We start from the raw sequence: 21,646 nt of genomic DNA, 5'->3' as shown, positions 1-21,646 counted from the left end.
AGGCAGGGCGGGAACCGGCAGCCGCTCAACACTGAGCAGTCGACCGCCCGGGCGCCGATGGCTCACCATTGAGCAGAAACCCGACCGCGCCCGCCCGTAGAACCGTGGCCAGACATCCCGGGTCGACGAGGGGAACGCCGATGACCAGCACCCTGGGGCGCGCACAGGCCCTGAACCAGTCCTCGCTGCCGCTGGAGCGGGTGCTGCACTCGCTCAACTGCGGGTTCCTGCTGCACCGGACCGGGCAGCTGGCCTACGAGTTCGCCGCCGAGGGCCGCAAGTTCAGCGTGGACCTGCTCCAGTACATCAACACCTCGCAGGAGGGCGTGGCCACCTCGTTCGCCTTCGAGGAGGTCTTCGGCACCCGGGACAAGCTGCACTGGTTCATCCACATGAAGAACCCCGCCGACTACGCCATCCTGCTCAACATGGTCGACCACGACCTGGAGTTCCGGCACATCTCCGACCACGACCGGCTGCCCACCAAGGGCGGCGGCAACTGGGACCGGATGTTCCTGCACCGCAGCCTGCACGAGGACGTGCTGGTGCCCCAGCACGGCATGGAGGACGACGACCACGAGGAGGTGCCCGCCGGGTCGTTCGTGCCGCCCGCGGCCTCCCAGCTGGCCCAGCCGCCGGAGCTGCGGCTCAACACCGCCACCGCGGGCGCGATCGTGCTGCGCACCTCCGACGTCAAGTACGAGGTGCGCGAGGAGGGGCGGCGGTTCATCGCGCACTGGCAGCACTTCGTCAACGAGCGGCTGGCGGGCAAGGTGACCGCGACGCTGTTCGAGCAGACCTGGGGCCAGCAGGACCGGCTGTGGCAGCTGGTGCACCTGCGCGACGTCGACGCCTACCACGAGCTCGTCGAGCTGGAGCGCGGCGCGGAGATGGCCCGCGAGGTGTTCACCCGCCAGCGCGTGCACGAGAGCAAGGGCGGCGGCGCGTGGGACTCGCTGTTCATCCCCGCCAGCATCAAGGACACGCTGCTGCTGCCGCACGCGCCCAGCAGCGATGGCTGAGCCGGTCGGGGTCGAGGACGTCCACGTCTACCCCGGCCGGGCCAAGGTGGACGTCCGCGCGCTGTTCGAGGCGGGCGGGCTGAACCCCACCCGGTTCGACAACCTGGGGATGCGCACCCGGTCGGTGAGCCTGCCGTGCGAGGACCAGGTGACCCACGCGGTCAACGCGGCCAAGCCGGTCGTCGACGCGCTCGACCCGGCCGACCGGGCCGCGGTGGAGCTGGTGGTGGTGGCCACCGAGTCCGGGTTGGACTTCGGCAAGCCACTGAGCACCTACGTCCACCACCACCTCGGCCTGCCGTCGACGTGCCGCTCGTTCGAGGTCAAGCACGCCTGCTACGGCGGCACCGCGGCGTTGCAGACCGCGGCGGCGGTGGTGGCGGCGAGCCCGGTGCCCAACGCCAAGGCGCTGGTGGTGGCCACCGACATCGCCGGGCAGGCGGCGTTCGGCAGCTACTGGGAGCCCTCGGAGGGCGCGGGCGCGGTCGCCATGCTCGTCGGCCGCGACCCGGCGGTGCTGCGGTTGGACGCGGGGGCCAGCGGCACGCACACCCAGGAGGTCATGGACACCCTGCGGCCGCGCCCGGACACCGACGTCGTCAACTCGGACCTGTCGCTGCTGGCCTACCTGGACTGCCTGGAGAAGGCGTTCGCCGCCTACCGGGTGCGGGTGCCCTCCGCCGACGTGGTGGACACCTTCGCCCACCTGGTGCTGCACGTGCCCTTCGCGGGGATGGTGAAGGGGGCGCACCGCACGCTGCTGCGCCGCACCAAGCGCTGGGACGAGGCGAGCATCGCCGCGGACTACGAGCGGCGGGTGGCGCCGTCGCTGGGCTACTCGTCGGAGGTGGGCAACCTGTACTCGGGCTCGCTCTACCTGGCGCTGTGCGCGCTGATCGACACCGCCGACTTCGCCACCGCCCGCCGCATCGGCCTGTTCTCCTACGGGTCCGGGTGCGGGTCGGAGTTCTTCAGCGGGGTCGTGCCGGAGACGGCGCCGGGCAAGCTCGCCGCGCGGCCGCTGGCCAAGGCGCTGGCCGAGCGGGTCGAGCTGTCCCCGGCGCAGTTCCGCGCGCTCGACGAGCACACCGCGGCCCGCGCGTTCGGCGTGCGCGACTCGCGGGTCGACACGGCGCCGTACCAGTCCATCGTGGACAGCCAGTTCGCCGGGCGCGGGCAGCTCCTGCTCGACCGGGTGGAGCAGTTCCACCGCGTCTACCGGTGGTCGTGATGGTGGGCGTGCGCACCGAGCCGGGCGTGCTGCGGGTGGTGCTGGAGCGGCCGGTGGTCAACGACGTCGTGATCGGCGACATCGGCGCGGCGCTCGACCGGGCCGAGGCCGACCCCGGCGTCCGCGCGGTCGTGCTCACCGGGGGTGGCGGCGGGGTCTTCTGCGAGGGCATGGACTTCGCCGCCGCCGACGCGGGCGCCACCGGCGGGGACGGCGCCGGCCCCTTCTTCGACCTGCTGCACCGGTTCACCACGACCCGGCTCGTCGTCGTCGCCCAGGTCGACGGGCGGGTCGCCGGGGGCGGGGTCGGGCTGGTGGCCGCGAGCGACTTCGTCCACGCCACCCCGGCGAGCACCTTCAGCCTGCCGGAGGCGCTGTGGGGGCTGCTGCCCTGCACGGTGCTGCCGTTCCTCATCCGCCGCGTCGGGCAGCAGGCCGCCTACGCCGCCACGCTGAGCACGCAGGCCGTCGACGCCGCCGCCGCGCACCGGGTGCGGCTGGTCGACGAGGTCACCGAGCGCCCCGACGCCGCGCTGCGCCAGCTGGTGTTCCGGCTGGCGCGGCTGCCGCAGGAGGTCGTCGGCGACGCCAAGCGGTACTTCGCCGCGCTGGCCCCGGTGGACGTGGGCGTGCGGGCGACGGCGGTGGCCGAGTTCGCCCGGCTGATGGACTCCCCCGCGGTGCGCGAGCGCATCTCCGCGTTCGTCCACCGAGGGCGCTACCCCTGGGAGCGGTAGATGGCACGCGCGTGGTTGTTCCCGGGCCAGGGCGCCCAGCAGCAGGGCATGGGCGCGCACCTGTTCGCCCGCTTCCCCGACGAGGTGGCGCTGGCGGGTGAGGTGATCGGGATCCCCCTGCCGCGGCTGTGCGCGGACGTGGACGGCACGTACCTGACGCAGACGCGCCACGTCCAGCCCGCGGTGTTCGCCGTCAGCGCCCTGGCGGCGAAGGCGGCGCTGCTCGACACCGGCCCACCCGACTACGCCGCCGGGCACAGCCTGGGCGAGTACAGCGCCCTGTTCGCCGCGGGCTGCCTCGACTTCGAGGCGATGCTGCGGCTGGTGGTGCGCCGGGGCGAGCTGATGGGCGCGGCCACCGGCGGGGGCATGCTGGCCGTGCTGGGCCTGCCGCTGGAGCGGGTCGAGGCCGTGCTGGCCCAGGTGCCCGGGGTGCAGCTGGCCAACCACAACCTCACCGACCAGCTCGTCCTCGCGGGCCCGTCGGAGGCGCTGCGCGAGGTCGTCGAGCACGTCCGCCGCGGCGGCGCGGGCCGGTGCGTGCCGCTGGCGGTCAGCGTCGCCGCGCACTCGGCGTTCATGGCCGACGCCGCCCGGGAGTTCGCCGCCGACCTGGCCGGGGTGCGGTTCGCCGCGCCGCGCTTCCCGGTGCTGAGCAACGTCACCGCCCGCCCGCACGCCCTCGGCACCCTGCCGGAGCTGCTGCGCAGGCACTTCGTGGAGCCGGTGCGCTGGTGGGACACGCTGTGCCTGCTCGCGCGGGCGGGGGTCACCGAGCCGGAGGAGATCGGCCCCGGCGAGGTGCTGACGAAGATGTGGCGGCGCGCGGGGGACACCCTGCCACCCCCGGACCCCGCGCCCGCCGCGCGCCCGGTGAGCGGCCGGGGCTCGGCGGCGGTGCGCGACGCCTACGCGGTGCGCCACGCCTGCCTGGCGGGTTCGCTCGACCACGGCGTCAGCTCCCCCGAGCTGGTGCGGTCGCTGGGCTCGGCGGGGTTCTTCGGCTTCCTCGGCACGCGCGGGCTCACCGAGGACCAGGTGCGCGCGGCGCTGTCCGCCGTGCGCGGCGCGCCCCGGTGCGGGGCGGCGTGGAACCCCGACCTCGACGACGCGGTGATGGCCGACCTGCTCATCGACAACGGCGTCCACTGCGCGGAGGTCCGCGCCGACCGCTGCTCCGCCACCCCCGGGCTGCTGCGCTTCCGGTACTCCGGCGAGCAGCGCCGCGTGCTCGTCCGGGTCACCACACCCGCTTCGGCGCAACGCTTCCTGCGCCCACCGGACGCGGGGTTGCTGCGGCAGTTGGTGGACACCGGGGTGCTCAGCCCGGCCGACGCCGCCGCCGCGCGCGCTCCGCTGGCGACGGAGGTGGCCGTGGAAGGCGAATGGGTCTCCGGTCTGCCCGCCATCGCCGCGCTCGGCGCGGGGGTCGCCGTGGGCGCCGCGGGCGTCGGCACCCCGCGCGCGGTGGACGCGGCGTTCGCGCTCGGGGCCGACTTCGTGCTCACGACCTCGCTCAACCAGGCCACCCCGGAGGCCGCCACCTCCACGGCGGCGAAGGACCTGCTGTCGCTGTTGGACGTCGGGGACACCACCGCGGCGCCCGACCCGGACCAGTTCGGGATCGGCGGCCGGGCGGAGGTGGCGCGCAAGGGCACCCTCTACGCCGCCAGGGCCGAACGGCTCTACCGCCTGTACCTGCGCCACGGCACGCTCGCCGACCTCCCCGCGCACCACCGCGACGAGGTCGAGCGCACGCACTTCGGCCGCCCGCTGGCGGAGGTGTGCGCGGGGCTGCCCGGCCCGCCGGGCGAGGAGCTGGCCCGCGCGTTCGCCGCGTACTGCCGCGACGCCACAGCCGCGGCGCTGCTCGGGACCGCGGGGCGCCGGATGGACTACCGGGTGCCCGCGGGCCCGGACCTGGGCGCCTTCAACGGTTTCACGCGCGGCACCGCGCTGGCCGACTGGCGGGAGCGCGGTGCCGCGGCGGTGGCGGCGACCCTGGTGGGGGACTGACGGGGCTCAGCCCGCGGTGACCATCTCGCGGAGCTTGAGGACGGACTTCCAGTTGCGGGTCGTGCTGACCGCGCCGGTGCGCCGCTCGACGAAGACGTTCTGCAGCTTGGTGCGCCCGTAACCGTCCGGGACGTGCAGGAACACCTCGCGGCCGATCACGGTGAGCACACCGGTCTCCCCCGCGGGCGGCACCAGCGTGGCCACCTTGTCCTGCCCCGGCTCCCGGTCGAGGAAGGTGACGTGCAGCTTCGTCAGGTCGTCCTGCTCACCGAGGTAGGGGTTGGCCGCGATGACCGCGTCGAGCTCGTCGGCGGTGCGCAGCAGCACCGGGATGTCCTTGCCCCAGCGCGCGCGGATCGCCCCGCGCACCACCTCGGCCACCTCCGCCTCGTCGGAGCTGCCCGCGGCGAAGACCGCGTTGCCGCTCTGGATGTAGGTGCGCACGTCGGTGAGCCCGGCACCGGTCAGGACCTCGCGCAGTTCGGCCATCGGCATCGAACTGGTGCCACCGATGTTCACCGCCCGCAGGAGGGCTACGAAGCGTGTCATCCGCGAGATGGTAGCCGCCTTCCCCGCTGTTCCAACAGGTTCAACCTCATCCGATCGGGTGGTGCCCGCGGGGCTCAACTGTGAGCAGACACACCGGGGGCGCGGGCGGCACCGTGTGCCCCGTGGCGGCGCACCCGCCCCGGCCACCCGCCCGCACCCGAGGAGTGAGATGACCGTCCCGACCTCCGCGCTCGTCATCCCGGACCTGCTCAGGGCGCGCGCGGGCGCACTGCCCGACCAGGACGCGATCAACGTCCGCGGCCAGCGCTCGATCACCTACGCCGAGTGGGACGCCCGCTCCAACGCCGTGGCCCGCGGGCTGCTCGCGCGGGTCGGCGGCGGCCGCGGGGTGCGGGTGGGGCTGCTGTTCGGCGGCGACGACTGGATCGAGTACGCGGTGGCCTACCTCGGCGTGCTCAAGGCGGGCGCGACCGCGGTGCACGTCAACGACAACCTGCCGGTCGAGGAGCTGGAGCGGCGCTTCGCGCAGTGCTCGGTGGCGGGCGTGGTGCACGGCGCGGCCCAGCCGTGGCCGCACCGGGAGGACCGGTGGTCGGCGCGCACGGTCGAGCTGGAGGACGCCGACGCGTCCCCCGTGGACGCCGAGGTGCTGCCCGAGGACATCGCGGACGTCCTCTACACCTCCGGCACGACCGGCCCCGCGAAGCCGTTCACCAACCCGCACGGCAACCAGACCTACGGCCGCGGCTCGGCAGCGCTGGGCGCGCTGACCAACCCCGCGCCGCTGCTGGCCCCCATGCCGCTGGGCACCACGTCGAGCGCGACCACCGTAGCGGTCCTCGCGACCACCACGCCGTCGCCGCTGATCGTGTGCTCCCCCGACGACCCGGAGGAGATCGCCCGGCTCATCGCCGAGCACCGCTGCGGCACGGTGATCCTCACGCCGTGGACGGCCATCCGGCTCATGGGCATCGATCCCACCGCCCGCCACGACCTCACCTCGATCACCAGCGTCGGCAACGCCTCCGCGCCGATGCCGCCGCGCACCGCCCGCCAGCTGCTCGCCGCCATGCCGGACGCGGTGATCAGCAGCGCCTACGCCCAGTCCGAGGCGGTGCCCGCGATCATCATGGGCACCGTCGACCCCGACCGGCACCTGGTGGTCGGCCGGGCGGGCCGGGGCACCGAGGTCGTGGTGGTCGACGAGCAGGGCGAGCCGGTCGCACCGGGGGAGCTGGGGGAGATCTGGTTGCGCAGCCAGGCCCCCAAGCGGCTCTACCTGGACTCCGAGCTGAACGCGCTGGTGCACGCCGGGGGGTGGACCCGCACCCGCGACCGCGGCCGGATGAGCGCCGACGGCGAGGTGACCCTGTTCGACCGGGCGGTGGACGTCATCACCGTCGGCGGGGTCCCGGTGTCCTCACTGGAGGTCGAGGCGGCGGCCTACGAGCACCCCGGGGTGCGCGAGGCGGCGGCGGTCGCGGTGCCGGACCCGGTGCTCGGCCAGTCCGTCGCGGTGGTGGCCGCGCTGGCGGAGGGGACCGAACCGCACGAGCTGATCGACTTTTTGGCGCAACGACTCCCCCCGCATTCCACCCCGACCGCAGTGCACCGAATGGACGAACTCCCGCGGGGCGGAACGGGAAAGGTGTTGAAGTTCGCGCTGCGTGCGGCGCTCGCGGACGCGCAACCGCTCACCCCTGCGGCCCGACCTGCGGTTCGCTAGTTCGGACGAAGTGCACACAAACCGTAACAAAGGCGCACAAATTACGATCCAGAATACGAAGTCAAGGACGACCCGACCACCCAGATGGGGGAATCCATGGCCTTATCGCCCGGTGTCGCCACGTTCCACGACCTGCTGCGCACAGCGCTGCTGAACGACCCCGCGCTGGCCACCCGCACGCACGTGCCCAAGGGCAGCGTCGTCTACAACGCGGGCGACCTGGACGATCGGATGTACGTGGTCGAGGTCGGCCAGCTCAAGACCATGACGACGGCCACCGACGGCAAGCAGTGCCTGCTGTCGATCCACCTGCCCAGCGACATGTTCGGCGAGCTGAGCCTGCTCGGCCAGCCCCGGCAGGACACCGCCATCGCCATGCGGCACAGCGTGCTGCGCCAGTTCAACGCCGCCCGGCTGGCCGCCGTGCTGCGCCAGGACGACCGGATGAGCGGGCACTTCACCCAGTTCCTCATGTCGCGGCTGCTCGACCAGCAGGTCACCATCACCCAGCTGATCACCATGGACAGCGAGCACCGGCTGGCCGCCACCCTGCTGCGCACCGCCCGCAAGCTGGGCAGGCGCACCCCGGCGGGCACCTACATCGACGTGCGGCTGACCCAGGAGGACCTGGCCAGCATGGTCGGCACCACCCGCTCGCGGGTCGGGCTGTTCCTGAAGAACTTCCGCGAGCACGGGCTGCTGCGGCTGCTGCCGCGCAGCCTGCTGCTGGTGCACGAGGACGCCGTGGCCGCCTACCTGGAGGACGCCATCGTCACCGGCCCGGTGCCCGCCGCCGTGCCCGGCCCGGTGGGGGTGGTGGCCACCCGCTGCGCCACGCTCCCGGTGCCCGACCCGCGCCGGACGGAGGTGGCCAGGGCGGTGCGCCCCTGATCCGCCCGGCGCACGCCTTGGCGAGCCGGAAATGGCTCCGGTACCATCACCGCACCTGGCCACCGAGCGTGTTCCGCCGCTCACCGAAATGCACCCAGCAGGTCCGAGAAAGAATAACCGACAACGCGCCGAGTCGGTTTTCCCGCCACCGGTTCGTCGGGCAGCGCACGGCTCCGGCCACTCCACGAGGAATGGGATCGTCAGATGAGCACAACCGTCACCGCGTCGTTCAAGCTCGATTCCTGGGACGAGGAGGAGTGGCAGGCCAGCCCGGAGGGCATGAAGTTCTCCAAGGCCGAGCTCACCAAGACCTACACCGGCGGGGTCGAGGGCAGCAGCCGCGGCCAGTTCCTGTTCGCCTTCGGCCAGGGCGGGGCGGGCTACGTCGGCCACGAGCAGCTCGAAGTCGTGGTGGAGGGCCGCAAGGGCACCTTCATCCTCCAGCACCAGGCGGTCGGGCTGACCAGCGACGAGGAGGGCGGCGCCGACTGGCACATCGTCCCCGGCACCGGCACCGGTGACCTCGCGGGCATCCAGGGCACCGCCACCATGCGCAAGCTCGACGACGGCAGCCACACCTTCTCCCTCGCCTACGAGATCCTGCCCGAACTGGTCTGATCCCGGCCCCGGCCGCAGCGGGGAGACCGGACGTGCCTGCTGTGCGGAACCGGGGCTGTGCGGAACTGGGCTGCGCTGGAGTCGCCCGCGCCGAACCGACCTGCGCGGAACTCGACCTGCCTGGAACCGGGCTGTGCCAGCGGGACCACGCCGCCCCACGGGCTGCATCAGTAGGTGCCAGTGCGCACCACCCGCTCCGGTGCTGCGGTGCGGCCCGACCCCGAAGGGCCGCACCGCACCCGTTCGCCGGGGCCACCCACCCCGGCTGCGCGTACCCGACCATCGTCCCGTTCGCGCGAGCCCCGCGCCAGTGCTCCCTCATTGTGGGACAACGGGTAACGGCGCCCGCGCGGGCGCGACCGCGGGGCGGGTTCAGCCCTCCACGGCGCCCTTGAGCCGGTCGTAGAGCAGGTGCAGCACGTCCACACCGGTCACCACGGCCAGCCCCGTCGACACCAGCCGGGTGGTCCGCGGCGCGATCACCAAGCCCCCCAACAGGAGCGTGGTCGTCCACACGGCCGTGCAGAAAGGGCACGTCACCAGCTCACCGAGGGCGTGGCGGTGCCCCTCGGCGGTGACGGACTCGTTCACCTCCCCCGCGCCCGCCGGTCCCTCGAACCGCACGAAGGGCGAGCGCAGCGGGCTGAGCACGGCGTCCTTGGTGATGATGCGGCTCGCCTTGTGCGCGGCCAGGGTCGTCACCGCGATGTCCCCCGGGGCGATCCGCTCGGGCACCCGCGCGCCCACCGCCCGGCCCACCGCGGTCATCGCGGCCACCAGGCTGCCGTAGCCGCCCAACGCCGACAGGTACCCAGCCAGCGGCCGGTCCTCCCCGCGCGCGTACCGCTCCCGCACTCCGCGTGCCCTGCTCTTGACGCTCTCAGCGATGCCCACGCCGCGCGGGTGCCCACTTTTCGCGCCGCGACACAGGACGTGCCCGGGGCTGGGCGAGGCGTTCATCGCACTCCGGGCCGCGCGGCCATGACAGGCCACCCGATCGGGTACCAGCGATCGGTGATCGACAACCTGCCCCCGATGGCCATCGCCCTGGTCGACGCGCACACCGCGCCCGAGCACGACCGGTACTGCGCGGAGGTGGCCGCCGCCCTGACCCGCTTGGGCCACCGCGTCACCCGCTACACCCGGCTGACCGGCGACGACCCGGCGGAGACGACGGCGGTCGAGCAGTACCGCGTGGTGCGCTTGGCCGTCGGGCCCGCGCGGCCGGTGCCGAGCGCGCACCTGGTGGCGCACGCCCAGGAGTTCGGCGACCGGTTGCGCGCGCGGTGGCAGCGCGACCGCCCGAACGTCGTCCACTCCTGCTGCTGGGTCTCGGGTGTGGTCACCGCGCTCGCGGCGCGGGCCGCGCGCGTCCCGGTCGTGCACACCGCGCACCACCTGTCCCCCACCGGGGACCAGCAGGAGACCAAGATCGAGCGGCTGCTCGCCCGGTCCGTGGACCGGGTCATCACGACGAGCACCACCGCCCGGGGTCGGGTGGTGGCCGCGGGGGCGGCGCGCAGCCGCGCCGTGGTCATCCCGTGGGGCGTGGAGGCGTCCCTGTTCCGCCCCACCGGACCGGTCGCCCCCACCAGCGCGCGCTACCGCGTCGTCGCCGCCGCGGCGGGTGCGGAGACGGTGGTCGAGGCCCTGATCGCGTTGCCGGACACCGAACTGGTCGTGGTGGGGCCCGCGTCCGCCCGGCTGCGCGAGGCCGCGGCCCGGCTGGGTGTGGGGTCCCGGGTGAGCCACCGCCGGGACGTCGCGCGCGCGGACCGGCCCGCGCTGCTGCGATCGGCGGACGTGGTGGTGCAGGTGCCCCGGGAGGAGCGGTTCGGCGTGCTGGCGCTGGAGGCCATGGGCTGCGCGCGCGCCGTGGTGGCCACGGCGGCAGGCGGATTGCTCGACACGGTGATCGACGGGGTCACCGGCGTGCACGTGCCCCCGGGCGACCCGCGCGCGCTGGCCCGCGCCCTGCGCGCGCTGCTCTCCGACCGCCCCCGGCGCGAGGCGATGGGCCTGGCGGGCGCCGACCGCGCGCGCACCCGCTATGACTGGGCGCAGGTGGGCGGCGAACTCGAACGCCTCTACCGGCCGTTGGTGGCGCCCCCGGCGGTCAGCGCCCGCCCAGCGCCCGGTACCCGCCCAGGAACAGCGCCGCGATGATCTCCACCAGCTCCGGGGTCGGCGTCGAGCGGTAGCCGAGGGCGTGGTCCACCAGCACCTCGCTGACCCCGCCGACCAGCACCATCACGCCCGTCTCCAGCCGCTGCGGGGGCAGCGGGTCGACGTCGGCGGGCACCAGCCCGGCGATGTAGCGGGCGAAGTCGTGCAGCACCTCCCGGCGCCGGGTGTCGAGCCCCCGGCTCACCCCGACGACCTCGATCAGCGCGACCCTGGCGCGCCGCTGGTCGGCGCCCAGGGTGTCGATGACCGCGGCCAGACCCGCGCGGATGCGGTCGGCCACGTCGGTGCCCGCGCGCGCGACGGCCCCGGCGACGGCCGCGCGCAGTTCGGCGACGATGCCGTCGTAGAGCTCGCGGAGCAGCTGCTCCTTGTCGGCGAACGACTCGTAGAAGTAGCGCTGGGTCAGCCCGGCCTCGTCGCAGACCTGCTTGATCGAGGTCTGGGCGTACCCGGCGCCGCCGAACAGGCCCAGCGCGGCGGCCAGCAGCCGGGCCCGCCGCTCGTCCTGGCGCTGCCGGGCGTCGCGACCGCCGTAGCGGCGGGCGGTGGCCGCGTCCGCCCCGGTCTTGACCATGGCAGCACTGTACTGACACCCTCTCGTGCCAGATGAAGTGACACAGCGCCGTGTCAGATTGCCGCGCCGTGTCCACCGAGCCGAGGGGCGACCATGGCGATCAACCGCAGCACCCGCATCTCCGACGACGACCGCAGGCAGGCCGCCGACGAGCTGCGCCTGGCCCACTCCCAGGGCAGGCTCACCCTCACCGAGTACGACGAGCGCCTCGACCAGGTCGGCAAGGCCACCACCTACGGCGACATCGCCCGCCTGTTCACCGACCTGCCCGCCACGGCCGCCACCCCGGCCAAGACCACCCGGGTGCCCAAGTGGGTGCGCGTGGTGTGGACCTGGTGGGCGGTGACCCTGGTGGTCAACCTGCTGGTGTGGGGCCTGGTGCACACCCAGTACGACGACGACGTGCACTTCTGGCCGATGTGGCTGCTGATCCCCACCATCGCCATCGCCGCCGTCAGCTACGGCGCCATCCGCTCGCACAGCGCCAAGCAGGCCAAGCGCAACGTCCCCGCCTGGCGCCGCTGACCCCTCACCGCCCCCGCGCCTCCCACGCCTCCAGCGGCCCGGCCGAGCGCGGGCCGTGCACCACCTGCTCGCCGCTGCCGAGCGCCACGGTCAGCCGGTGCGAGCCGCGGAAGAGCCCGGCCTCGCGCAGCCGGAACTCCCCCGCGGCGAGCTTGGCGAGCAAGCAGGCGACCTCGGCCACCAGCACGAAGTCGAACACGTACCGGCCCACCAGGACCTTGCCGAACGCCGCGCCCTCGGCCAGCAGGACGTCGCACTCCAGCCCGCTGCGGTGCTCCACCGACAGCCAGTGCCTGCCGTCGCCGGGCAACGCGGGGCGCGACTCCAGCACGGCCCCGGGCAGCAGCCGCGCGACCTCGGCGCGCACCCGCTCCACCTCCGCGCCCACCGCGTCGCCCGGCTCGGCGGCCATCAGCCGGTGGTGGGCAGGTAGCGCGGGGCGTGCCGGACGGGCGCGGCGCGCTCGAACGCCGCCGCCAAGGCGAGCAGCTTGCCGTCCGACCAGCGCCCCGCGAAGAAGGACAGGCCGATCGGCAGCTCGCCGGAGTAGCCCGCCGGGACGGTGACGTCCGGGTAGCCGGAGACGGCCGTCGGGGTGGACGAGCCCAGCTCGAAGGCGTCGCCGGAGCCGTAGCTGGTGCGCCAGGCCGGGCCGTTGGTGGGAGCGGCGATCGCGTCGAGGTGGTGCGCGGCCAGCGTCTCGTCGATGGAGCGCCGGGCCAGGGTGGTGGCCGTCCGCCGCTGCTGGCGGTAGGTGGGGTCGTCGACCCCGGGCGCGGTGAGCGCCTGCTCGAACAGCTCCTGCCCGAACTTCGACAGCTCCACCGGGTCGCGGCGGTTGAACTCCACCAGCCGCTCGATCGTGCGCGGCGCGCCGCGCCGGGTGGCGAGGTAGGCGGGCAGGTCGCGGGTGAACTCGGTGAGCAGCGCCGGGGACTCGTTCTCCCCGATCTCGTCCTGGTGCGGCAGGTCGACCTCGACGACGGTCGCCCCCGCGCCGCGCAGCACGGCCACGCTCTCCTCGACCACCCGGTCGACCTCGGCGTTCACCCCGGCCTTGCGCCAGACGCCGATCCGCTTCCCGCGCAGGGTGCCCCCGATGAGCAGTCCCGCGTAGTCGGTCGGCTGACCCGCCGGGTACTCGCGGGTGGCGGGGTCGGCGGCGTCGCGGCCCTGGAGCACCGACAGGGTGATGGCGACGTCGACGACGTGGCGCGCCATCGGCCCGGCGGTGTCCTGCTCGGCCGAGATCGGCACGACCCCGGTGCGGCTGACCAGCCCCAGCGTCGGCTTGAGGCCCACGACCCCGTTCACCCCGGCCGGGCACACGATCGACCCGTCGGTCTCGGTGCCGATGGCGACCTGGGCCAGCGAGGCGGCCACCCCCGCCCCGGACCCGGACGAGGACCCGCAGGGGTTGCGGTCGAGCACGTAGGGGTTGTTCGTCTGCCCGCCGACGCCCGACCACCCGGAGGTGGCGTTGGTGGAGCGGTAGTTGGCCCACTCGGACAGGTTCGCCTTGCCCAGCACGACCGCGCCCGCGTCCCGCAGCTTGCGCACGAGGAACGCGTCCGAGCGCGGCGGCGGACCGGCGAGCGCCCGCGACCCCGCGGTGGTGTCCAGCCCCCTGGTGTCGATGTTGTCCTTGAGCAGCACGGGGATGCCGTCGAGCGGACCCCGGGAGCGCCCGGCCTTGCGGCGCGCGTCGCTCTGCGCGGCCTGCGCCAGCGCCGTGGGGTCCAGGGCCAGGACCGCGTGCACCTTCGGGTCGACGTCGCGGACCCGCTTGAGGTAGGCGCCGGTGAGCGCGACGGAGTTCAGCCGACCGGCGCGCATCAGCTCCTGCAACCGCGGGATCGTGGCGGAGTCGAGGTCGAGCGCGGGGGCGGCCGCGGCCGGGGTCACCAGTCCGGCGGACACCGCGACCACGCACGCGAGCGAGGCGAGTAAGCGCATCCGCCGATCCAATCCGGCCAGTTCCCCACAGTCAACCGCTCCTCCCGGCGAAATCGCGACCACGGTCCACGACCACGGGGTCCTCCGCTGTGGACGATCACCCCTGCTTGCGGCGCACCACCTCCCTGATCCACGTGGGCGCGTAGGGGGAGGTGCACCCCTTGGGCGTCGGGTAGTCCGCCAGCACGCCCAACCGCTCCCCGATCGCGATGGCCCGCTCCCGGTGCTCGGCGTGCTCGATCCCGATCTGGGCGAGGCAGTGGTTCATCGCCCACTGCAACCGGTCCGGCGCGCCCGCCAGCTCGGCCTCCACCACGTCGAGCACTGCGGCGAGGTCAAGCCCGGCGGGCGCCTTCGCCACCCGGTCGGTGGTCAGCGCCCAGCCCGCGCTCGCGACCACCGGGTCCGGGTCGGCCAGCCACGCCTGCCGCAGGTCCTCGGCGTGGGCGCTCTTCTTGACCACGTAGCCGACCAGCCAGTCGTGCACCTTGGGCGACCGCGCCTGCCGGAGCATCGCGTCCAGCTCGTCCCGGGTGAACGCCTTGGGCCTGCACACCAGCAGCGCCAGCAGCCGCGCCGCGGTGTCCCCGGTGGCCCACAGGTCCACGGCCAGGTCGTGCCGGGTCTTGAGGCGCTTGGCCACCGCCCGCAGCGCGCCCAGGTTCACCCCGTGGTCGTCGCCGTGCCTCTCGTTGACCGCGCGCGCCCTCGGGTCGTCGAGCGCCGCCAGCTCCGCCAGCACGCCCGCCACCGTCGGCGCCGTCGTGTCCGTGACCGCCATCGCCGCCTCCCCTGCCCCTCCGCGGCCCAGCGTAGGTGAGGAGACCGACAGAACCCCGGCTCAGCGGTCCGCCGGGACCCGCTCCACCTCGAAGACGGTGTCCAACCGGGTCACGGCCAGGGCGCGCGCGGCGGCGCTGCCCTCCCGCACGACCACCTGGTAGTCCACCCCGAGCTTGTCGCACCGGTCGTGGGCCTCGGCCAGCACGGCCAAGCCGCTCGACGCCAGGAACGTCACCTTTCGCAGGTCCAGCACCAGCCTGGTCACGCCGCCGCCGTCGAGCGCCTGGGTGACCGGCCGGTCGAGCAGCGGGGCGCTGAGCAGGTCCACGTCCCCCACCGCCACGACGGTGAGCTCGGACCCCTCCCGGCTCTCGGACGTGCTGAACGACGCGCCCACGACACCCTCCCTCACTCGCCCCCACCACCTGCGGGCAGCAGTCGACTCCGTGCCACCTACCCGCGCGGGGCACACTTCACACACGCAGTCGCGATTCTGCCGATCCCGACCACACCCCGCGGCGGCACCCGCTCAGGCCGGGTCGCTCTCGGCCTCGCCCATGACCAGGCCTTCGATGGTGTGCTTCTGGGTGATGGGGGTCAGCTCGTCGACCACCGGGCAGACCAGGTGGGCGCGCAGGGACTCCGGCAGGCCCGCCCAGTACGCGCGGCTGACCGCGGTGTCGTGGCGCTCGTCGTTGCCCGCGCCCGGGGCGTCGAGGCCCAGCACCAGGACCGGGCGGGACTTGGCCGAGTGGTTGGCCGTGCCGCGGTGGACGGTCAGCGCCGAGCGGATCGAGATGTCGCCCATGCGCGGGTACTTGCGCACCGCGCGCTCGCGGTAGCGGGGGTAGGTGTCGCGGGGCGGGAACATGCCGTGCTCGAAGGCGCTGCCGTCGTCCCAGTGCGTGCCGGGGGCGATCTCGAACGGGCCCATGTCGCGCTCGGTGTCGACGGCGGTGACGTTGACCGCCAGCGAGGTGAGGCGCCGCTCGCGGGCGGTCTGCTCCGGCATCGGGAAGTCGCGGTGCCACGGCTGGTCGACCGCCCCCGCCAGCGGCACGTCGAAGCCGACCTCGACGATCCGGTAGTCCGGGCCGAGCACGGCCCCGGCCACGGCGGTGATCCACGGGTGGGTGGCCAGGTCGACGAACCCGCGCAGCTGCTCGGGGTGGACCTCGACGTAGTACCGGTGCGGCCCGCGCCCGACCGCGCCGCCCGGTCGGGCCCTGGCCTCGGCGAACGCGGTGGCGATGTCCTCGCCCAGCCGAGCCACCCACTCCCGGCCGAAGGCGCCGGGCAGGCCGATGACGCCGTCCTCGTCCAGCCGCTCGGTCAGGGCGGCCAACTCTTCGGCGGTCAGCGGGGCGATCTGGTCCACGGGCACGGCGACCTCCAGGGGCTTCTCGGCGGTGACCCCAGTTTGCAACGTGGCATGCAACGTGGCAAGCGGTAGGCTGCCCGGGTGACCGCCAAACTGCGCGACGTGGCCGAGCACGCCGGGGTGTCGGTGCGCACCGTGTCGAACGTGGTCAACGGCTTCGCGCACGTCGCGCCCGCGACCAGGCAGCGCGTGCAGGCGAGCATCGACGCGCTGGGCTACCGGCCCAACCTCGCCGCCCGCACCCTGCGCCGCGGCCGCACCGGCCTGCTCGCCCTGGTCGTCCCCGAGGTCGACTCGCCCTACTTCGCCGACCTCGCCGCCCGCACGGTCCGCGCCGCCCAGGCCAGGGGCCTCACCGTGCTCGTCGAGCAGACCGACGGCGACGCCGACCGGGAGAAGCGCCTGCTGCACGGCGACCGCGCCCACCTCGTCGACGGCGTGCTGTTCAGCCCCTGGGCCACCACCCCCGCCGACCTCGCCGCCCGCACCGACACCACCCCCCTCGTCCTGCTCGGTGAGCACGACGGCACCCCGGGCGTCGACCACGTGGCCATCGACAACGTCGCCGCCGCCCGCGAGGCCACCGCCCACCTGCTCGCCGCGGGCCGCACCCGGGTCGCCGCCGTGGGCGTGCAGCCGCACTCCCGCAACGCCACCGCCCGCCAGCGCCTCACCGGCTACCGCGCGGCCCTCACCGCCGCGGGCCTGCCCACCGACCCGGCCCTGGAAGTCCCCGTCCACCGCCTCCACCGCGCCGACGGCCACCAGGCCATGCACACCCTGCTCGACTCCCCCGACCCCCCGGACGCCGTCTTCTGCTTCACCGACGAACTGGCCCTGGGCGCCCTCCGAGCCGCAGGCGAGCGGGGCGTCCCCGTCCCCACCGCCCTCGCCCTGGTCGGCTTCGACGACATCGAGGACGGCCGCTACAGCACGCCCGCCCTCACCACGGTCTCCCCGGACAAGGACCGCATCGCCGACCTGGCCCTGGACCACCTGGCCCACCAGGCGTCCACCCCCGGGCCGCCCCGCTCCACCACGGCCCCCCACCGCCTGCTGGTCCGGGAAACTACGTGATCAGCGCGCTCGGCCCCTCGACCGACCCGGCCGGGTCGTCCAGCCAGTAGACCGCGCCCGCGAGCACGTACCCGCTCGACTCGGCGCCCCGCAACCGGAACAGGGTGCGCTCGTCGAGCCCCCGGCCCAGCACCGACTCCACGGCCCGCCGCTCCTCCCCCGACGCGACGCTGATCCGCAACGGCCGGTAGGAATCGCTGACCACCACGGCGCCCACGTCCTTGAACAGCACGTCGTAGACGGAGTCGTGCGCCAGGTACTCGCCCTTGTCGTACCCGGTGCGGCCACTGCGGAGCAGCAGCTGGGAGTGGCTGTAGACGTAGCCGCTCAGCACGAACTTCCGGTCGACCTCCAGCGGAAGCGGCCCGCTCGACCTGTGCACCGCACCCCCTCCAGCAGCCCTGGCGGCATCCTCCCCTGCGGCCCACCCCGTGCCACCGCGGGGTGGGCCGTAGACGAGCCCGTGCCTCAGACGATCCCGTACCGGTAGATCGATGTCCCCAGGTCGAACAGCTGCCAGGAGTTCGGCGGGATGGCCCACGACCCCGCGAAGGCGCCGTCGGAGGTGCCGTTGTCGGTGTAGGCCAGGTGCACCAGCGTGTCCGTCGGGTCGTAGTTGGCCACGCTGAACCCGTTCATGGCGTGGTGGTAGTCCGGACTGCCCACCTCGAACAACTGCCCGTCACCCCCGCACACCGCCCCCCGCCACCCCAAACCGCCGACCAGCGCGTCGATGCACAGCTGGGTCAGCCCCCACTGCTTCACCCGCAACGCCTGCAACTGCCACCCGTACGGGTACAGCGCCGGAGTCACCCCGGGCCGGTACCCGTACGGGGTGAAGTCTCCGCACCGCCACTCCGTCCACACCCCGTTGATCCCCCGCGCCTGCGTGCACACCAGGTGCGAGCGTCCCTCCGACCCCGCGGGCCGCTCCGGCCCGTACCGGTCGTACCACGTAGCCGACGCGGTCCCGGCCATCGCCACCCCCGCCGCGACAACCCCCGCCACCACAACAGCACCCCGACGGATCATCCTGCCGAACATGGGCCCTCCACCCCACGGAGGAGGAGCAACCCCCCACCCGTGAACACGTCGCTCCAGTGAGGCCCCGACGATCACACCCCCCGATGTCCCCCCTCTGGACATCCTCTGGACGCCTCACGGGACCAGGTGTCGCCCCACCAGCTCACCGGGTGCGGCGCCTGTCAGGGAAGGGGCGTGATGGTGGCGGTAGAACTCGTGGTGTTGTTCGTCGTGTCGGCCTCGGAGCCCGCGACGGACAGCGCGACCCGGGCGTCGACAGGGCCGGAGAGGCCGCGGCCGACCTCGACGTCCACGGTGATCGGCGGGTAGGCGGCGCCGGGCTCCAGGGGTTCCTTGGTCAGGCAGCTGACCTCGTGGCCGGTGATCGAGCAGCTCCACCCCTCGCCCGCGACCGCGGTGGCGGTGAGGCCGGTCGGCAGGAACAGGTCGACGACGACCAACCGGGACGACGGGCCGTGGTCGGGGCTGTTGCTGACCAGCAGGGTGTAGCGGCCGGTCCCGCCCGCCTGCCAGGGGCCGTCGTTGGTCGCGGTCACCGTCAGGTCGGCGTCTGGCATGGCTGGTGCTCCTGCTGGTCGGTCGGCGGTCCGCGCCATGATCCCAGGCGCCCATCCGGGCACCCCTCACGGGTGGGGTGCGGGCAGGCCCCCCACCACCGAGAGCCAACGCACCAGCTCGACGGGGTTGGGCGGCAGCCGGTAAGCGTGGTGGTGGCAGGCCTCGGAGAGCGCGAACCACGCCAGGCAGGCCCGTTCTGCCTCGGTCGGGGGCAGCCGCCGCGCGGCGATGACCAGCTGCGACCGCGTGGTCGCCTCGGGGCACCCGGACCACTCGGCGGCGAGTTCCTCCAGCGCCCGCCGGATCAGCATCGCCGCCGCCACGCGCGCGGTGCCCGCCGGGAGGGGCACCGACCCGTCCAGGAGCTGCCGCGCGTGCGCCAGCAGGTCGTCCCGCCTCACGCCAGCGCCCGGAGGTCGTCGACGGTCTTCTCCAGGTCCTCCAGGATCGACTGCGGATGCCCGCCTGCTCCCTTGTGCACCCCGGACGTGCACACCTTCAACGTGGCGTCCCGCCACGGCTTTTCCTTGACCCAGCGGGTCATCTTCTCCGTGCCGACCGCGAGGGTGACGCGTTCGCGGGTGCGCTGCTTCGCCGTCCACTCCGCCTCGGCTGCCCCGTGCGACGCCCCCGAACCCGCCACCCGGGCGTAGTGCACCTCGCGGGAGGCGGCCTCCACCGCCGCGCGGCACAGGGACGGCAGCACCTCGCGCTGGATCTCCTCCGGCACCCTCGGGTCCTTGACCACGGCCCGCAGGTCGGAGACGTAGCGCTCGGCGGGGTCGCTGCTGTCCTGCGTGCTCACCACCGACCCGGGGGACCGCGTGATCTCCACGATGCGCGCGTTGACCCCGACCAACCGCCGCACGGCCGCGGGCAACCGGTCGTCGTGGGAGAACACGACCACCTGCCGCGTGGCGGCGATGCCCGCCAGCAGCCGGGCGAAGGCCGCCACCCGCGACGGGTCCATGGCCTGCACCGGGTCGTCGAGCAGCACGAACCGGAACGGGCTCTGCTCGGCCACCGCCCGCGGCAGGAACAACGCCAGCACCAGCGCGTGCATCTCCCCCTGGCTCATCACCCCCAGTGCCTCCGCCCCCGCCCCGTCCGTCCGCGCCGCCAACCGCACCCGGCGCGAGTTGTTGCTGCCCTCCAACGTCACCGCACCCAGCTCGACCGTGCTCTCCTCCCGCAACTCGCGCCAGATGTCCCTGGCCTGGTCCGCGAAGGGCAGCAGCCGTGCGTTGCGCACCTCGGCGGCGTTCTCCACCAACCACTTCTTCGCGGCCTTGAGGCTCTTGACCTCCTCCAGCACCGCGTCAGCCGCCCGCCGCGCCTCGACCCACACCGCCAACTCCCGCGCGACCGGGTTCCACGCGTCATCGAGGCGCGCCAGTTCCGCGCGGGCCTCATCCCGAACCGCCGCAACGGCAGCCACGAGAGCGGTGTGCCGAGCACGCAGGCGCTCACCTGCCCCCTGGTCACGCGGGATCGCCCGCCACGCCTCGACCGCCGCGCGCGCCGCAGGCATCGACGGGAGGTCAGCCTCGGGCAGCACCGGAGCCGCCGACAGCAAGTCCCCCACCCGACGCTGCGCCTCGCGCAACCGCTGCCGGACCTGCTTGTCCTCCCGCAGCGCCGCCGACGCACCCTCGGACTCAGCGAACGCCTGCTCCCGCCACACCTGGTCGAGCTGCCCCGTCCGGCACACCGGGCACAGCTGGTCCCCCTCGGCGTCGTGCAGCCCCAGGGCCTGTTCCAGCAGGTCAAGCCGGCGTTCGGCAAGCTCCGAGGCCGCCCCCAGACCGAGAACGCCCTTCTCGGCAGCCTCGTGCTCAGCCGCCAAGGCGTGCACAGCCCCCGCGTCCGGAACCACCACCTCCGCCAGGTTCCGCAGCCCGTCCATGGCCCGGTTGACCTCGCCGGTCCCCGTCGCCAACGCGGCGACCACGTCCACATCGGGCTTCCGCTTGGTCACCTCGCTCAGCGCTTTCCCGGCCCGCGCGTCGTCCAGACCCGGCAGTGTGGCCTGCAACGCATTCGTCCGCTCCCGGACGCGGAGCACCGGCTCCTCTGCCGCTTTCACCGCCTCGTGCAGGGATGCAGCGGCCTCTTTGAGCAGTCCGAGCCCGAGCACCTTCTCCAGCGCGTCGTACAGCTTCGCGGGCCCCGCACGCAGCAGACCGCCCAACTCCTCATAGGTCAGGATCGGCCGGTAGTTCTCCAGGGGAGTCGCCCAGCCGAGGCCGTCGAGCCCCTTGACCTGCTTGTCACCCTCGACCTGCACCCACAGCTTCGCGTCCGGCAACCCCGTGTCCCGCTCCCACTCCGCGCCCACCACGGTCTTGCCCGCCCCGTCGATGGCCAGCGCCACCCGGATCCCGCACGGGTGGTCGTGGTGGAGGTTCCGCCAGATCTCCGCCCACTGCTTCGGCCGTTGCCGCCACCGGTAGCTGTCCTCGGTGAGGGCGAACTCGACGGCCTCGGCGAAGCTGGACTTGCCGGTGCCATTGCTCCCGGTGACGATCGTCAGCCCAGGGCCGGGGTGCAGGTCGAGCGTCGCCTTCGGGCCGATGCCGCGGAAGCCCTCCACGGTGACCCCGCACAGGAAGACGCTCGCGGGGGCAGCGGCCTCCTCGGCGGGCGGGTCGCTCTCCCGGCGCTCCGCCCCGGTCCGGGGGTCTTGGCCGAGCAGGGCGGAGAGGATGTGCCCCTTGGCCCGATCGTCGAGCCGCTCGTCCTTCTCCGCCCGCTCGAAGACCAGGTCGACCAGCACCTTCTCCACCCGGACACCTCCACCGCTAGTCCAC

General features: G+C 73.9%; 23 protein-coding genes. 10 read left to right on the top strand and 13 right to left on the bottom strand.

Annotated features, from left to right (window positions below; all coding sequences use genetic code 11):
* The first annotated feature begins 140 nt into the window (after positions 1-140).
* Genes BJP25_RS03855 through BJP25_RS03840 form a run of 4 tightly spaced genes read left to right on the top strand, consistent with a single transcriptional unit; the run spans position 141 to position 5,006 of the window.
* Positions 141-1,022: a DUF6039 family protein gene (locus BJP25_RS03855; RefSeq protein ID WP_075973384.1), complete on the top strand. Its 882-nt coding sequence runs from the start codon at positions 141-143 to the stop codon at positions 1,020-1,022.
* Entirely contained in the window at positions 1,015-2,253 is a 1,239-nt protein-coding gene (locus tag BJP25_RS03850) for a hydroxymethylglutaryl-CoA synthase family protein (RefSeq protein WP_075973383.1), read from the top strand. The genes BJP25_RS03855 and BJP25_RS03850 overlap by 8 nt, the downstream gene beginning before the upstream one ends.
* Positions 2,253-2,990, top strand: a complete 738-nt coding sequence (locus tag BJP25_RS03845; protein ID WP_075973462.1) for an enoyl-CoA hydratase-related protein — start codon at positions 2,253-2,255, stop codon at positions 2,988-2,990. Before BJP25_RS03850 ends, BJP25_RS03845 begins: the two co-directional genes overlap by 1 nt.
* On the top strand, positions 2,991-5,006 hold the full coding sequence (locus BJP25_RS03840) for an acyltransferase domain-containing protein (RefSeq protein WP_075973382.1): 2,016 nt from the start codon (positions 2,991-2,993) through the stop codon (positions 5,004-5,006). It abuts the gene before it with no gap.
* A 6-nt stretch (positions 5,007-5,012) separates the two neighbouring features.
* Here BJP25_RS03840 and BJP25_RS03835 read toward each other — a convergent pair whose 3' ends face one another.
* The gene (locus tag BJP25_RS03835; RefSeq protein ID WP_075973381.1) at positions 5,013-5,555 is read right to left on the bottom strand and encodes a DUF1697 domain-containing protein; all 543 of its coding nucleotides are present in this window, start codon (positions 5,553-5,555) and stop codon (positions 5,013-5,015) included.
* Between the two features lie 169 nt (positions 5,556-5,724).
* On the opposite strand from BJP25_RS03835, the gene BJP25_RS03830 reads away from it, so the two are divergent.
* The 3 genes from BJP25_RS03830 to BJP25_RS03820 all read left to right on the top strand — a co-directional run bounded on the left by BJP25_RS03830 (position 5,725) and on the right by BJP25_RS03820 (position 8,751).
* A complete protein-coding gene (locus BJP25_RS03830; RefSeq protein WP_075973380.1) occupies positions 5,725-7,242 on the top strand; it encodes a class I adenylate-forming enzyme family protein in 1,518 nt (505 codons plus the stop codon).
* Positions 7,243-7,338: 96 nt separating this feature from the next.
* A complete protein-coding gene (locus BJP25_RS03825) occupies positions 7,339-8,133 on the top strand; it encodes a Crp/Fnr family transcriptional regulator (protein WP_075973379.1) in 795 nt (264 codons plus the stop codon).
* A gap of 204 nt (positions 8,134-8,337) precedes the next feature.
* Complete coding sequence (locus BJP25_RS03820; protein WP_075973378.1) at positions 8,338-8,751, top strand: DUF3224 domain-containing protein; 414 nt, start codon at positions 8,338-8,340, stop codon at positions 8,749-8,751.
* A gap of 372 nt (positions 8,752-9,123) precedes the next feature.
* Here the strand turns inward: BJP25_RS03820 and BJP25_RS03815 are convergent, their stop codons facing one another.
* The gene (locus BJP25_RS03815) at positions 9,124-9,645 is read right to left on the bottom strand and encodes a DUF1360 domain-containing protein (protein WP_075973377.1); all 522 of its coding nucleotides are present in this window, start codon (positions 9,643-9,645) and stop codon (positions 9,124-9,126) included.
* A 120-nt stretch (positions 9,646-9,765) separates the two neighbouring features.
* Here BJP25_RS03815 and BJP25_RS03810 point away from each other — a divergent pair, with 120 nt between their 5' ends.
* A complete protein-coding gene (locus BJP25_RS03810; RefSeq protein ID WP_158075595.1) occupies positions 9,766-10,917 on the top strand; it encodes a glycosyltransferase in 1,152 nt (383 codons plus the stop codon).
* Here the strand turns inward: BJP25_RS03810 and BJP25_RS03805 are convergent.
* Entirely contained in the window at positions 10,868-11,512 is a 645-nt protein-coding gene (locus tag BJP25_RS03805) for a TetR/AcrR family transcriptional regulator (protein WP_075973376.1), read from the bottom strand. The two genes, BJP25_RS03810 and BJP25_RS03805, sit on opposite strands and share 50 nt — an antisense overlap.
* 93 nt (positions 11,513-11,605) lie before the next feature.
* Here BJP25_RS03805 and BJP25_RS03800 point away from each other — a divergent pair, with 93 nt between their 5' ends.
* Positions 11,606-12,037: a DUF1707 SHOCT-like domain-containing protein gene (locus tag BJP25_RS03800; protein WP_075973375.1), complete on the top strand. Its 432-nt coding sequence runs from the start codon at positions 11,606-11,608 to the stop codon at positions 12,035-12,037.
* Positions 12,038-12,041: 4 nt separating this feature from the next.
* Here BJP25_RS03800 and BJP25_RS03795 read toward each other — a convergent pair whose 3' ends face one another.
* The 5 genes from BJP25_RS03795 to BJP25_RS03775 form a co-directional block, all read right to left on the bottom strand.
* The gene (locus BJP25_RS03795) at positions 12,042-12,449 is read right to left on the bottom strand and encodes a hypothetical protein (RefSeq protein ID WP_075973374.1); all 408 of its coding nucleotides are present in this window, start codon (positions 12,447-12,449) and stop codon (positions 12,042-12,044) included.
* On the bottom strand, positions 12,449-13,993 hold the full coding sequence (locus tag BJP25_RS03790; protein ID WP_075973373.1) for an amidase: 1,545 nt from the start codon (positions 13,991-13,993) through the stop codon (positions 12,449-12,451). The genes BJP25_RS03795 and BJP25_RS03790 overlap by 1 nt, the downstream gene beginning before the upstream one ends.
* 97 nt (positions 13,994-14,090) lie before the next feature.
* Positions 14,091-14,774 carry a DNA alkylation repair protein gene (locus BJP25_RS03785; protein ID WP_075973372.1) on the bottom strand — a complete coding sequence of 228 codons (684 nt, stop codon included), beginning with the start codon at positions 14,772-14,774 and terminating at the stop codon, positions 14,091-14,093.
* A gap of 60 nt (positions 14,775-14,834) precedes the next feature.
* A complete protein-coding gene (locus BJP25_RS03780; RefSeq protein WP_158075594.1) occupies positions 14,835-15,188 on the bottom strand; it encodes an STAS domain-containing protein in 354 nt (117 codons plus the stop codon).
* Positions 15,189-15,305: 117 nt separating this feature from the next.
* Positions 15,306-16,202: a phytanoyl-CoA dioxygenase family protein gene (locus BJP25_RS03775; RefSeq protein ID WP_075973370.1), complete on the bottom strand. Its 897-nt coding sequence runs from the start codon at positions 16,200-16,202 to the stop codon at positions 15,306-15,308.
* Positions 16,203-16,238: 36 nt separating this feature from the next.
* On the opposite strand from BJP25_RS03775, the gene BJP25_RS03770 reads away from it, so the two are divergent.
* Positions 16,239-17,234, top strand: a complete 996-nt coding sequence (locus BJP25_RS03770; protein WP_075973369.1) for a LacI family DNA-binding transcriptional regulator — start codon at positions 16,239-16,241, stop codon at positions 17,232-17,234.
* On the opposite strand, the gene BJP25_RS03765 is transcribed toward BJP25_RS03770, so the two are convergent.
* The 5 genes from BJP25_RS03765 to BJP25_RS03745 form a co-directional block, all read right to left on the bottom strand.
* On the bottom strand, positions 17,227-17,616 hold the full coding sequence (locus BJP25_RS03765) for a hypothetical protein (protein ID WP_075973368.1): 390 nt from the start codon (positions 17,614-17,616) through the stop codon (positions 17,227-17,229). The two genes, BJP25_RS03770 and BJP25_RS03765, sit on opposite strands and share 8 nt — an antisense overlap.
* 86 nt (positions 17,617-17,702) lie before the next feature.
* Positions 17,703-18,047 (bottom strand): hypothetical protein, encoded by a 345-nt coding sequence (locus tag BJP25_RS35200; protein ID WP_143218867.1) that lies wholly within the window; start codon positions 18,045-18,047, stop codon positions 17,703-17,705.
* Between the two features lie 392 nt (positions 18,048-18,439).
* Positions 18,440-18,835: a DUF11 domain-containing protein gene (locus BJP25_RS03755; RefSeq protein WP_075973366.1), complete on the bottom strand. Its 396-nt coding sequence runs from the start codon at positions 18,833-18,835 to the stop codon at positions 18,440-18,442.
* A 66-nt stretch (positions 18,836-18,901) separates the two neighbouring features.
* On the bottom strand, positions 18,902-19,237 hold the full coding sequence (locus BJP25_RS03750) for a hypothetical protein (RefSeq protein WP_075973365.1): 336 nt from the start codon (positions 19,235-19,237) through the stop codon (positions 18,902-18,904).
* Complete coding sequence (locus BJP25_RS03745; RefSeq protein ID WP_075973364.1) at positions 19,234-21,621, bottom strand: AAA family ATPase; 2,388 nt, start codon at positions 21,619-21,621, stop codon at positions 19,234-19,236. Before BJP25_RS03745 ends, BJP25_RS03750 begins: the two co-directional genes overlap by 4 nt.
* Positions 21,622-21,646 lie beyond the last annotated feature (25 nt).

Origin of the sequence: Actinokineospora bangkokensis (genome assembly GCF_001940455.1) — a bacterium.
Taxonomy (GTDB): domain Bacteria; phylum Actinomycetota; class Actinomycetes; order Mycobacteriales; family Pseudonocardiaceae; genus Actinokineospora; species Actinokineospora bangkokensis.
This window is presented reverse-complemented; position numbering and strand designations above follow the sequence as displayed.